We start from the raw sequence: 366 nt of genomic DNA on the forward strand, positions 1-366 counted from the left end.
CATCCTCCAAGGCTAAATACTCGTGATCGACCGATAGTGAACCAGTACCGTGAGGGAAAGGCGAAAAGAACCCCGGGAGGGGAGTGAAACAGATCCTGAAACCGCATGCATACAAACAGTCGGAGCCCCGCTTTAAGCGCTTTCGGCGCATTCATGAAATGAATGCGTCAAAAGACATCAAGTCTGAAACATGACCACTGCGCGCTTGAAGTGGATTTAAGCGCGAGAGCGCTTAAAGCGGGGTGACGGCGTACCTTTTGTATAATGGGTCAGCGACTTACATTCAGTGGCGAGCTTAACCGATTAGGGCAGGCGTAGCGAAAGCGAGTCCGAACAGGGCGTCCAGTCGCTGGGTGTAGACCCGAA

General features: G+C 52.7%; 1 rRNA gene. It reads left to right on the top strand.

Annotated features, from left to right (window positions below):
* Positions 1–366 (top strand): 23S ribosomal RNA (locus tag F6X39_RS36240); the annotation flags it as partial.

The organism is Paraburkholderia sp. UCT2, assembly GCF_014397665.1.
In the GTDB taxonomy this organism is placed as follows: domain Bacteria; phylum Pseudomonadota; class Gammaproteobacteria; order Burkholderiales; family Burkholderiaceae; genus Paraburkholderia; species Paraburkholderia tuberum.